Genomic DNA, 12071 nt, shown 5'->3' on the forward strand with positions numbered 1-12071 from the left:
TCGTGTTCGGTTCCGCGCGCCTGCGTCGCGCTTTATCCGCGCTCCTGTTACCCGTCCTGGCCGGTACGGCACTGGCCGCTCCCCCAGCGGCGGCAGCCCCACCCCCGACCAGCGGCTTCGAGAAGGTCAAGCTGGACGGCGGCCTCTCCATGGGCGAGCCGATCGAGCTGTCCGTGCTCCCCGACGGCAAGGTCCTCTACATCAACCGCGGCACCTCCGCCGGCGGCGGCCAGGTCCGCCTCTACAACCCGGCCACCCAGACCACCACGGTCGCGCTGACCGTGCAGCTGGACGCCCGCTTCGAGGACGGCCTGATCGGCATCACCCTGCACCCCCAGTTCGCCACCAACCGCTGGGTGTTCCTGTTCTACTCCCCGAAGGTGACGCCGCTGGTCAACCGCATCTCCCGATTCACCTTCAACCCGACCACCAACGTCCTCGACCCCGCCAGCGAGGACATGATCATCGAATGGCCGACCGAGCGTGACCTCTGCTGCCACTCAGCCGGGTCGATGAGCTGGGACACCAACGGCAACCTGTACTTCGCGGTGGGCGACAACACCAACTCCGGCGGCGACTCGGCCGGCATGGCGCCCATCGACGAGCGGACCAGCCGCAACCCGCAGTACGACGCGCAGCGCACGTCGGGCAACACCAACGACCTGCGCGGCAAGATCAACCGCATCCACCCGGAGAACAACGGCACCTACACGATCCCGGCGGGCAACCTGTTCCCGCAGGGCACGGCGCAGACCAAGCCGGAGATCTACATCATGGGGGTGCGGAACCCGTACCGGATCTGGGTCGACAAGAAGGCCAACAACACCCTGTACTGGGGCGAGGTCGGGCCTGACGCCGGGGCCACCATCCCGAACCGGGGTCCGGCGGCCTACGACGAGTTCAACCGGGCGACCGCGCCGGGCAACTACGGCTGGCCGTACTGCGGCGGGCCGAACGTGGCCTACAACGACTGGGACTTCGCGGCGAACGCGCCGCGGGGCTGGTTCCCGTGTGGCGGCAGCACCGGTCCGGTCAACAACTCGCCGCGCAACACCGGGCAGCAGCAACTGCCGCCCACCAAGGCGTCCACCGTGTGGGAACAGCACGGCGGCAGCGTGCAGTGGCCGGCCCTGGACAACCCGGGCGGCTGTGGCTCGCCGAACCACACCGAGGTCTACCACTACGACGCCACCCTGGTGTCGGACGTGAAGTGGCCGCAGTACTACGACAACAAGTGGCTGATCTCCGAGTACTGCCGTAACTGGATCAAGGAGGTCCAGTTCGACAACGGCAACCCGTCGACCGGGAACCCGACCATCATCGAGCCGGTGCTGGCGGGCATGAACCTGGTGCACCCGATCGACATGGAGTTCGGGCCGGACGGCTCGCTCTACCTGCTGGAGTACGGCAGCGGCTACTTCTCCGGCGCCGCCGACGCCGGACTCTACAAGATCAACTACGTCCAGGGTGGAAGGTCGCCGATCGCCCAGGCCACCTCCAACGTCAACAACGGGCTGGCGCCGCTGGCGGTCACCTTCTCCAGCGCGGGCAGCTCCGACCCCGACGGCGAGACCATCACGTACGCGTGGGACTTCGACAACAACGGCACCACCGATTCAACGGCCGCCAACCCGTCGTTCACGTACACCACCGTGGGTGACAAGCGGGCGAGGCTGACCGTGCGGGATCCCGGCGGCCGTACCGGCACGGTGGTGCTCCCGATCGTGGTGGGCAACAACCGGCCGGTCGTGACGCTCAACGGCATCCCCGCGGGCGGCATGTACAGCTGGAGCGAGAACCTCAACCTCACCGCCAGCGCCACCGACGCCCAGGACGGCACCATCGCCTGCGGTTCCGTCATCATCCGGGCCGCACTCGGCCACCAGGAACACGCCCACGAGGAGGGCGAGGGCACCGGCTGCGGCTCCTCGTTCAACACCGGCCCGATCCACGCCGGTCTGGACGCGGTGCAGTTCTTCGTGCTGCGCGGCAGCTACACCGACCGCGGCGCGACCGGCACGGTCCCGCTCACCGGCGAGCGCGAGATCACCGTCTGGCCCAAGCAGTGGCAGGCCGAGCACTACGTCACGCTCAACGGCCCCCGCGTCGTCGACCAGGCCGCCGCCGAGGGCGGCAAGCGCCTCGGCGACATCCAGGGCGGCGAGTGGGTACGGCACCATGCCGTCAGCCTCAAGGGCATCACCAGCGTCAAGGCCCGGGTGAGCTCCGCCAACGCGGGCGGCACCCTGTCCTTCCGGTACGACTCACCAACCGGCCCCGAAGTCGCCAGGCTCACCGTCGGCAACACCGGCGGCTGGGACAACTACACCGAGGTCACCGGCCCCGTCACCAAGCCCGACGACAACACCCACGACCTGTACCTGGTGTTCAACGGCACCGGCACGCTCTACGACGTGGACAGCTACACCTTCATCGGTCCCGGCGTGAGCGTCCCCGGCACCGGCAACCCCGGCTCGGACCTCGCCCAGGGCAAGCCGGTCACGGCCTCCAGCACCGAAGCCGGCGCCAACGTGGCGGCCAACGCGGTCGACGGCAACTCGGCCACCCGGTGGAGCAGCCTCTACGCCGATCCGCAGTGGATCCAGGTGGACCTGGGCGCGTCGTACGCGATCAACCGGGTCCGCCTCAACTGGGAAGCCGCCTACGGTCGCGCGTACCAGGTCCAGACCTCTCCCAACGGGACAACCTGGACGAACATCTTCTCCACCACAACGGGAGACGGCGGCGTCGACGACCTGACGGTCTCCGGCACCGGACGTTATCTCCGGGTGAACGGCACCCAACGCGCCCTCACGCAGTACGGCTACTCCCTCTGGGACCTGAACGTCTACGGCACCCCTGCCGGCGGCTCCGCACTGCTGTCCCAGGGCCGCCCGGTAACGGCCTCCAGCACGGAGGCGGGCGCGAACGTGGCCGCCAACGCCGTGGACGGCAACACGGCCACCCGGTGGAGCAGCCTCTACGCCGACCCGCAATGGATCTACGTTGATCTCGGCAGCACGCGGAGCATCAACCGGGTCCGCCTGAACTGGGAAGCCGCCTACGGCCGCGCCTACCAGATCCAAACCTCCCCCAACGCCACCACCTGGACCGACGTCTACACCACCACAACCAGCGACGGCGGCATCGACGACCTGACGGTCTCCGGATCTGGGCGCTATGTCCGCATAAACGGCACCCAACGCGCCCTCACCCAGTACGGCTACTCCCTCTGGGAATTCGAGGTCTACGGCACCTAAACCATCCCCCTGGCCTCCACGGCACCGCGCATTCCCCCCAAGCCCGGCGCCGTGGAGGCCCCCTAGGCCGGATACGCGTGGGTCTCCGTTGCTTTGACGGAGGCCCATACGTTTTGGCCGGGGGTGAGGTCGAGGGCGGTGACGGCGGCGGGGGTGATGTCGGCGGCGGCGGGGATCGGGCCGCTGAGGTGGATGCGGATGTTGTCGCCGTGGCGTTCGATGCCGTCGATCGTGGCCTGCCAGAGGTTGCGGGGGCTGCCGTCGGGGCGGGTGCGGTAGAGGGCGACGGCGCTGGGGGCGAAGGCGAGGAAGGCTGGGCCTTCGAGGCGTTCTGTGACGGTGAAGAGGATGTCGTCGACTTTGATCTGGCGGTCGGTGGCGGTGCCTCGATAAAGGTTGAGGCCGACCAGGCGGGCGACGTAGTCGGTGCGGGGGCGGCGGGCGACCTCGGTGGGGGTGCCTTCCTGGACGATGGTTCCGTGTTCGATGACGACCAGGCGGTCGGCCAGGACCATGGCGTCGAGAGGGTCGTGCGTGACGAGGACCGTCGCGCCGTCGAAGTCGGCGAGGTGGCGGCGGAGCTGGGAGCGGATCTCCAGGCGGGTGTGGGCGTCCAGGGCGGCCAATGGCTCGTCGAGGAGGAGCAGGCGGGGGCGGATGACCAGGGCTCTGGCCAGGGCGACGCGTTGGGCTTGGCCGCCGGACAGCTGTCTGGGGCGTACGCCGGCGTGGTCTTCGAGGCCGACGCGGGCCAGCCAGGCGGCGGCCTGGCGGCGGGATTCGGCTTTGGCGGTGCCGTGGCAGCGGAGGCCGAAGGCGACGTTGTCCAGCGCGGACAGGTGGGGAAACAGCAGGTAATCCTGGAAGACCATGCCGATGGGGCGCTTCTCGGCGGCGAGGTCGTGCAAGGGCTGGCCGTCCAGGGTGATGTGGCCTTCGGTCAGGCGGGTGAGCCCGGCCAGCAGGCGCAACGCGGTCGTCTTGCCCGCGCCGTTGGGGCCGAGCAGGGCGACGACCTCGCCAGGCGCCACCTCGAGGTCGAGATCGAGGCGGAAGTTCGGGCGGGTGAGACGGAGCCGGGCGGTCAGGGTCACGGACTGTTCACCCATCGATCGCGCAGGCTGGCCAGGATGATCACAGATACCGCCAGCAGCACCAGGCTGAGCACGATCGCGGCCTCGGGTTCGGTTTCCAGGGCCAGGTAGACGGCCAGCGGCATGGTCTGGGTCTGCCCGGGGAAGTTCCCGGCGAAGGTGATCGTCGCCCCGAACTCGCCGAGCGCCCGCGCCCAGCAGAGCACCGCGCCCGCCACGATCCCCGGCGCGATCAGCGGCAGCGTGACCCGCCTGAACACCACCCAGCGCGTCGCGCCCAGCGTCGCGGCGGCCTCCTCGAAGCGCAGATCGGCGGCTCGAAGCGCCCCCTCCACGCTGATCACCAGAAACGGCATGGCCACGAACGCCTCAGCCACCACCACACCCGCCGTCGTGAACGGCAAGGTGATGCCGAACGTGCTGTCCAGCCACTGCCCCACCAGCCCACGCCGCCCCAGCGCCAGCAGCAGCGCGACTCCCCCGACCACCGGTGGCAGGACGAGCGGCACGGTCACCAGCGCCCGTACGACCCGGCGCCCGGGAAACGCCAACCTGGCCAGGCACCAGGCCAGCGGCACCCCGAGCACCATGCAGATCACCGTGGCCAGCGTCGCCGTCACCAGCGAAAGCCGCAACGCCTCCAGTACCTGGGGCTCAGTGAGCCGCTCCCAGAGCGTGGACCACGGCGCTCGGACGAGCAGCCCGACCAGCGGCAGAACCAGGAACACCAGGCCGATTGCCGCGGGCAGTACGAGCACCCACGGCAAGCGGCCCGCTACCGGCGAGCGATCGGTGTCGTTCATCCGGTTGATTCGCCTTCGATCATCAAGGGGCTTGGAAGCCCGCCTTGGTCAGCACATCCTTACCCTGCTGGGACAGGACCAAGTCGACGAACTGCTTGGCCAGGTCGGCTGCGGGGGCCTTGGTGAGGGTCGCGATCGGGTAATCGTTGATGGCCTGGTCGGCTTCGGGGAAGGCGATGCCGGTGACCTTGCCCGCGGAGGCGATGACGTCGGTCTGGTAGACGAGGGCGGCGTCGACCTCGCCTAGTTCGACCTTGGTGAGGGTGGCCTTGACGTCCTGCTCCAGCGTGACGGGGGTGACCTTCAGGCCGGCGGCGTCCAGGGCCTTGATCGCGGCGGCGCCGCAGGGGACCTGTTCGGCGCAGAGAGCGACTTTGACCTTGGGATCGGTCAGGTCCTTGAGGGATTCGACCTTGGCGGGGTTGTCCGGCGGCACGGCGATCTGCAGCTTGTTCTTCACGAACACGGTCGGGCCGGTGGCGAGACCGGCGTCGGTGACCGTCTTCATCGTCGCCGGGCTGGCGGCGGCGAACACGTCGGCGGGCGCGCCCTGGGTGATCTGGGTGGCCAGGGTGGCGCTGGAGCCGAAGTTGAATTTCACGGTCGTACCCGGGTGGGCAGCCTCGAAGGTCTTGCCGAGTTCGGTGAAGGTCTCGGTCAGGGACGCGGCGGCGAACACTGTCAGCTCTGTCGCGGCCGGAGCGCTGGCCGCCGGTGCGGAGGAAGCCGCAGGAGCGGCCGTGTCATCGCTCGTACCGCACGCGGATGCGGCTAAGAGGACCGCGATGAGCAATCCGGAAACGCGCCTGAACAATGGGTCCTCCTACTGACTACTGACTCTGATCGGGGATCTCCACGACGACGTTGGTGGACTTGATCACGGCAACCGCGACGACGCCGGGCGCGAGGCCCAGTTCGTCGGCGGCCTGGCGGCTCATCAGCGACACCACCCGGTAGGGGCCTGCGGCGATCTCCACCTGGGCCATCACCGCATCCTTGATCACTTCGGTCACGATCCCCCGGAGCCGGTTCCGCGCGGACGAGTGCCCCGAGCCGTTTCCGGTCTCGATCTGCGCTCGCGCGAACGCGGCCAGGTCCGAGCCCTCCACGATGCGATGCCCGTTGTCATCCCGGCGCGCCGGGAGCCGCCCCGCGTCCACCCAGCGACGCACGGTGTCGGAGCTCACTCCGAGCAGCCCGGCTGCCTCACTGATTCGGAACGTCGTCACGAAATATCACCTTACCCTCGCACTTTCTGGCCAATACATCCGCCATGCCTCGCAACAGCATCGTGATATCCCTCGATCTCCTCGCAGGTGAGATATCACTGGACCAACCCCACGATCACACGACATGCTGTGACGTGCTGTTGCGCCAACTGGAGTATCTGGTCGCGCTGGCCCGGGAGCGACATTTCGCCCGGGCGGCGGCGTCCTGCCACGTCTCCCAGCCCTCCCTCTCCGCCGCGATCCGCAAACTCGAGCGCGAACTGGACGTGCCCATCGTCCGCCGGGGTCGCAAGTTCGACGGCCTCACGCCCGAAGGCGAGCGTGTCCTGCTGTGGGCTCACCGCATCCTGGCCGAAGCCGACGCCCTTCGCCAGGATCTGTCCCTGATGCGCAGCAGCCTCTCCGGCACCCTGCGCATGGGCGCCATCCCCACCGCCCTGACGGCCGCCTCCCTGCTCACCACCCCGTTCTGCGAACGCCACCCGCACGCCCGCGTGTCCCTCGCGTCCCTCTCCTCCCGCGAGATCACCCGCCGCCTGGCGGACTTCGAGCTGGACGTCGCCATGACGTACCTGGACGGGGAGCCGCTGGGCAACGTCCGCACGACGCCCCTCTACGAGGAGCGCTACCTGCTCCTCACCCCCGACGACGCCGAACTCGCCGGGCGCGCCTTCGTGCGCTGGACCGAGGTGGCCGCCCTCCCGCTCTGCCTGCTCGCCCCCGAGATGCGCAACCGCCGCATCCTCGACGGCATCTTCGAATGGGCCGGCGTCGTCGCCGTCCCCGCCGTCGAAACCGACACCGTCTCCGCTTTGTACGCCCATGTCGCCACCCACCGCTGGTCCAGCGTGATCGCCCACGCCTGGCTGCACATGTTCGGCGTCCCTGACGGCATGCGCGTGATCCCCCTCGAAAACCCCCGCCAGGCCCCACGGGTCGGCCTGGTGATCGCCGACCGTACCCCCGAACCGGTCCTGGCCCGCGCCCTGCTCGACGTCACCGCCCACATCGACATCCGCGGCACTCTCGACCGGCTGCTCCACGATTACCTGCGATAGTTTATATCTATCAACAAATAGATAAATTCATTTTGACTCTTTATCTACGGCACGAGGAGGGTGGGAAATACGACCCGATTCTCTTTAGGAGCCAAACCCATGGCGAAAATCCTGTGCGTTCTGTACGACGACCCGGTCGACGGCTATCCCTCGGCGTACGCCCGCGACGACCTTCCGCACATCGACCACTACCCCGGCGGCCAGACCCTCCCGACCCCGAAGGGCATCGACTTCACCCCCGGCCAGTTGCTCGGCAGTGTCTCCGGTGAGCTCGGTCTGCGGTCGTTCCTGGAGAGTCAGGGTCACACGCTCGTCGTCACGTCCGACAAGGACCGCGACGGCTCGGTGTTCGACCAGGAGCTCGTCGACGCCGATGTGGTCATCTCGCAGCCGTTCTGGCCCGCGTACCTGACGGCGGAACGGATCGCCAGGGCGCCGAAGTTGAAACTGGCCATCACCGCCGGGATCGGTTCCGACCACGTGGACCTGGACGCGGCCATCGCGCACAACATCACCGTCGCCGAGGTCACCTACTGCAACAGCATCTCGGTGGCCGAGCACGTGGCCATGATGATTCTGTCGCTGGTGCGTAATTATCTGCCGTCGTACGAGACCGTGCTGAAGGGGGGCTGGAATATCGCGGACTGCGTGTCCCGGTCGTACGACCTGGAGGGCATGCACGTCGGCACCGTGGCCGCCGGGCGAATCGGCCTCGCGGTCCTGCGCCGGTTGCATCCGTTCGACGTGCACCTGCACTACACCGACCGCTACCGGCTGCCCCGCGAGGTCGAGGAGGAGCTCAACCTCACCTTCCACGAGAGCGCGGCGGCCATGGTCCCGCTCTGCGACGTCGTCACCATCAACGCCCCGCTGCACCCGGAGACCGAGGGCATGTTCAACGACACCCTGATCGGCACCATGAAGCGCGGCGCCTACCTGATCAACACCGCCCGCGCGAAGATCGCCGACCGCGACGCCGTGGTCCGCGCCCTGGAGAGCGGCCAACTGGCCGGTTACGCCGGAGACGTCTGGTTCCCGCAACCGGCCCCCGCCGACCACCCGTGGCGCACCATGCCCCACCACGGCATGACCCCACACATCTCCGGCTCCTCCCTGTCCGCCCAGGCTCGCTACGCCGCCGGCACCCGCGAAATCCTCGAATGCTGGCTGGACGGCACCCCCATTCGCGACGAATACCTGATCGTCGACAAGGGAAACCTGGCAGGCACAGGCGCCCACTCCTATTCGGTGAAGTAATCGATTTTCGGTCAACGTCGGCCCCGGTCGGGCAGCCCATTCAAGCGGCCCCGCCCGGGGCCCTCCGAGCCGTCTCCCTGACGAATTTTTCATCAGCCAAATCGACACTTATGAATGAACCGATTCCTTGGCGGGCCGTCTGCGCCACAAACCCAATAGGGAGGGCTCACAGTCGTCGACGCTGTAAACGTGCCTCTCTCCCGAAAACCAGCAGAAAGAAGGTGTGATCTAGGTAGTCTGAAGTTCCCGTGCGCATCCGATCGCGTCGGAGGCCCGATGACGCAGCCCTCACCAAAGCCGTCGCCGCGCCCACAGCAGCCCCCGGTCCCCCCGCCTAACGTAGTCGACTGGGATTTCCCGGGGATCGACCCCAAGCTGATGGACGAATTCGAAAAGGGCCTGGGCCGGGCGGGGAACACGCTGAGCGCGAACGAACTGCACATCCGGCGGGCGTTGACCAGGCTGGACCTGGACACATCCGGCTTAGCTGCCCTGCGCGAACTGCAGAACTGGATCAGCAGCAAGAGACCCGAACTCCGCAGGCGGAACGAGACCATCCAGGCCGTCCGCCTGGACTGGGGCCCGGGATCCGGCCCGACGAGCGGACTGACCGCTTTCGACGAAGGGCTGTACAACAAGGCCGCCAACGATCCCGAGGTCTACGCCGCAGCCATGGCTCTCGGTGAGACCACGCGCGATGGGCAGATCACCGAAAAGACCCTCGCCGCACTGGAGAAGCGAATCACCGACCCCGTCTTCTCCACCACTTTGATGTACGCCCTCGGCACGCGCACATTTCATGACCTACTCGCGAAGACCACCGACCCCGCCGACGACGCCAAGACACAGCGCCTGCAAGCGGCCCTGGGCAAGGCACTGGCCACCGCCAGCCCCCGGCTGAGCACCGCCTGGCGAAACGAACTCACCGCCGATCTTTCCGGCAGACACTACGCGCTCTCCAGGGCGCTGGCGCACGGCACTTTCGACGCCGCTTTCCTCTTGGATGTGGCCAGAAAGATCGACGCCAAGATCCATCAACCGCTGCGGTCGGACGAACCAGCGGTGGTTTCCCCGGGGGCGTTCAGGGATTCCATGGTGGGGGTGATGACCGCGCTGGCCCGGGACCCAGCGGCGGCTCAGGATTTCTTCACCCAAGATCCCACAGCTCTGAAGCGTTATATGACCGGCCTCAGAGTAGGCGACGGAAAAGCGCTCAGCGCAGCCCTGGAAGCGGCCACGTTGACCTTCCGCGACCATGACGGATCGGCGGAACACCCCTCACGTGGATACCTGTCGGCGAAACTCACGTCCGAACTCATTCATCTGGAATCCGAACGGATCAGGGCAGGCGAACCACCCAAGATCACTCCCACCGCCGTCGGTAACATCCTCGCCGGCTACATCGCCGACGTCAGCCGAGTCGTTTCGGCCGGTTCCGACAAAACCTTCGGCGTGTTCGAGGGCGATTACCCTCTTCTACCGGGGCGGGAGAGCTGGGGCTCCAGATTCACGACCAATGATTTGCGGATTGTGATGGAGCGGGCCTTCCAGGATGACGAAAAGGCTTTCCTGGCCGTGGTCGGCGCCGAGACGATATGGGCGAACAAGTTAATCGACCACAGCGCCAGCGAGACGGCGGCCAGCGGAAATGTCCGGTTGTTCAACATCAGTGCGAGTGCGGTCGGCGAGGGCTTCGGCTTCATCACAAGCGCCGCCGGGATAGCCGACATCAGGGAAGGCCAGGAACGGGACGAGGCGCAGCAGCGCTTGCTGAAGCTCTTGATGGCGCTCGTCAACACCGGGCTGGCGATTCCGCAGACCGCGGGCTGGCCCATCACCGCCGGTGTCACTGGAGCGTGGACCGGACTCATCGAAGACGCCGCCAAGGGGAACGCGAGAGACGAGGCAGTGGCGGTGGCGAATACGTCCGTGGAGGAAAGCCGATTCCTCATCCATCAACTCGCCGTCCAGGCGATGCTCAACCATGGCCTGTTTGGTTCCGCTGACCCACCGGCCAAAACCCATCCGTGGGGCTCACTCAGCGATCTCCAGCCCGGGCAGGATCCCCGGACGGCACCGAACAACTTCCTGAAGGATGACGGGAAGACGCTGATGACCCTTCAGGAGATGCTGGCCGCCACGAACGCCGGCGGGACCCCCGTCGCCTATGACGAGTATCGCATGTGGGTCTATCACAACGATTCGAGCAGGACATGGCTGGATATAAAAAGGGACCTGGACATCGGCTTCTCCGGAGGGTTCGCCAAGTTCCAATGAGAAAACGGAACCCTGTTGCCGCCGTAGCGGCCCTGACATGCGTGCTCATATCGCTCGCCGGGTGCGGTCGGCAGGAGACCAAGGCAGTGGACACGACGCCATTGCCTACCGTGACCGCCCCGCCTTATATCTGTGACCACATACCGAAGCAGGCCGTGGAGCGGATGACTGGGCTCCATAATCCGCTCACCCAAGGCTATTTCAACCTGTCCGGTTCGGAAGGATACGGTTACGGGTCGTGCATGATCTACGAGCCGGCTGGGGAGAAATGGAAGGTCATGGAGGTGAAGCTGATCCCTATGGCTCCGGAGCGTGACGTTGATGAGGAAGTTCGCCTTGGCGCGAAACGCCTGCCGCGGATCGTCGCGGACGCGGATGGTTACTACTTCCCGATTGAGAACAGTAAAGGCTCCGACCACGAAGGGTACACCGCTGCACAGGCGGTGCTCGTCCGCGAAAAAGCGCAGCTGATCATCATCCTCATCCGAGGACCCCAAGGACGTGACCCGGGGGCCGATGCGGTGGCGTTGATGAAGCTGATCGGCCCGGAACTGATCATCGCGGCCGCTCCTCCGTCGCCCTCCCCGGCGAAGAAAGGCTGAACCAGGTGGCGCAGATGGTGCCCAATCCGCTTCACGTGGCGCTACAGGACACTCTCCGGACGGTGGAATCGTTGATCCAGGCGACCGAAAGAGACCTCGGGCGGCCATGCGAGGCCTTTCAATCGGGGAAAGTCTGGACCGGACCCGCCGCCAAGCTGTTCGGCGAGCAACTCGCCCACCTGCGCACCCGAGTCCGCACCTCAGGCGATCGCATCCTCGCCGACCTGCACCACTCCCTGTCCCGAGCTCCCCGCCAGGTAACCGAGGATGAGGCCAGAACCATCAGAGCTCGCTACAACCTGCCGTGACCTGGCATCCCGTCCCCCTTCGCGGACGAACGTCTTGCACCAGAAAGGCCGTGGAGCCAAGGCTTAGCCACAAGATCAACCTGGACCGGAAGGCTCCACGTTGATCGCCTATCGAGCCATGCTCGACGTCTCCCGTGAGTTGGTCCACTACATCGGGCAACTGCTCTACCACTAGCGCCGCCA

Annotated in this window: 10 protein-coding genes; 6 read left to right on the plus strand and 4 right to left on the minus strand. The window is 66.9% G+C overall.

Features of this window, described 5'->3' with window-relative positions; translation table 11 throughout:
- Positions 1 to 2: 2 nt before the first annotated feature.
- Entirely contained in the window at positions 3 to 3260 is a 3258-nt protein-coding gene (locus Amac_RS12195; RefSeq protein ID WP_170322451.1) for a galactose-binding domain-containing protein, read from the plus strand.
- A gap of 62 nt (positions 3261 to 3322) precedes the next feature.
- Here Amac_RS12195 and Amac_RS12200 read toward each other — a convergent pair whose 3' ends face one another.
- The 4 genes from Amac_RS12200 to Amac_RS12215 are packed head-to-tail and all read right to left on the minus strand — an operon-like array spanning position 3323 to position 6386.
- Positions 3323 to 4369: an ABC transporter ATP-binding protein gene (locus Amac_RS12200; RefSeq protein WP_155354461.1), complete on the minus strand. Its 1047-nt coding sequence runs from the start codon at positions 4367 to 4369 to the stop codon at positions 3323 to 3325.
- A complete protein-coding gene (locus Amac_RS12205; RefSeq protein ID WP_155354462.1) occupies positions 4351 to 5157 on the minus strand; it encodes an ABC transporter permease in 807 nt (268 codons plus the stop codon). Before Amac_RS12205 ends, Amac_RS12200 begins: the two co-directional genes overlap by 19 nt.
- 22 nt (positions 5158 to 5179) lie before the next feature.
- The gene (gene modA, locus Amac_RS12210; protein WP_218041033.1) at positions 5180 to 5971 is read right to left on the minus strand and encodes a molybdate ABC transporter substrate-binding protein; all 792 of its coding nucleotides are present in this window, start codon (positions 5969 to 5971) and stop codon (positions 5180 to 5182) included.
- A gap of 16 nt (positions 5972 to 5987) precedes the next feature.
- Positions 5988 to 6386, minus strand: coding sequence for a TOBE domain-containing protein (locus Amac_RS12215; RefSeq protein ID WP_155354463.1), 399 nt, complete (start codon positions 6384 to 6386; stop codon positions 5988 to 5990).
- A 134-nt stretch (positions 6387 to 6520) separates the two neighbouring features.
- Between Amac_RS12215 and Amac_RS12220 the strand changes: the two genes are divergently transcribed.
- The 5 genes from Amac_RS12220 (at position 6521) to Amac_RS12240 (ending at position 11888) form a co-directional block, all read left to right on the plus strand.
- Positions 6521 to 7444 carry a LysR family transcriptional regulator gene (locus Amac_RS12220; protein WP_155348796.1) on the plus strand — a complete coding sequence of 308 codons (924 nt, stop codon included), beginning with the start codon at positions 6521 to 6523 and terminating at the stop codon, positions 7442 to 7444.
- Between the two features lie 99 nt (positions 7445 to 7543).
- Positions 7544 to 8701 carry an NAD-dependent formate dehydrogenase gene (locus Amac_RS12225; protein WP_155354464.1) on the plus strand — a complete coding sequence of 386 codons (1158 nt, stop codon included), beginning with the start codon at positions 7544 to 7546 and terminating at the stop codon, positions 8699 to 8701.
- A 276-nt stretch (positions 8702 to 8977) separates the two neighbouring features.
- Positions 8978 to 10978 carry a DUF6571 family protein gene (locus Amac_RS12230; protein ID WP_155354465.1) on the plus strand — a complete coding sequence of 667 codons (2001 nt, stop codon included), beginning with the start codon at positions 8978 to 8980 and terminating at the stop codon, positions 10976 to 10978.
- A gap of 86 nt (positions 10979 to 11064) precedes the next feature.
- On the plus strand, positions 11065 to 11580 hold the full coding sequence (locus Amac_RS12235) for a hypothetical protein (RefSeq protein WP_155354466.1): 516 nt from the start codon (positions 11065 to 11067) through the stop codon (positions 11578 to 11580).
- 62 nt (positions 11581 to 11642) lie between these two features.
- On the plus strand, positions 11643 to 11888 hold the full coding sequence (locus Amac_RS12240) for a hypothetical protein (RefSeq protein WP_155354467.1): 246 nt from the start codon (positions 11643 to 11645) through the stop codon (positions 11886 to 11888).
- Positions 11889 to 12071: the final 183 nt, after the last annotated feature.

The organism is Acrocarpospora macrocephala (assembly GCF_009687865.1).
GTDB classification, from domain to species: Bacteria; Actinomycetota; Actinomycetes; order Streptosporangiales; family Streptosporangiaceae; genus Acrocarpospora; species Acrocarpospora macrocephala.

What these genes read in the sequence shown, in the direction of transcription:
- Amac_RS12225 (WP_155354464.1), top strand. Translation starts at nt 7,544, where the DNA reads ATGGCGAAAATCCTGTGCGTTCTGTACGACGACCCGGTCGACGGCTAT.
- Amac_RS12205 (WP_155354462.1), bottom strand. Translation starts at nt 5,157, where the DNA reads ATGAACGACACCGATCGCTCGCCGGTAGCGGGCCGCTTGCCGTGGGTG.
- Amac_RS12230 (WP_155354465.1), top strand. Translation starts at nt 8,978, where the DNA reads ATGACGCAGCCCTCACCAAAGCCGTCGCCGCGCCCACAGCAGCCCCCG.
- Amac_RS12200 (WP_155354461.1), bottom strand. Translation starts at nt 4,369, where the DNA reads ATGGGTGAACAGTCCGTGACCCTGACCGCCCGGCTCCGTCTCACCCGC.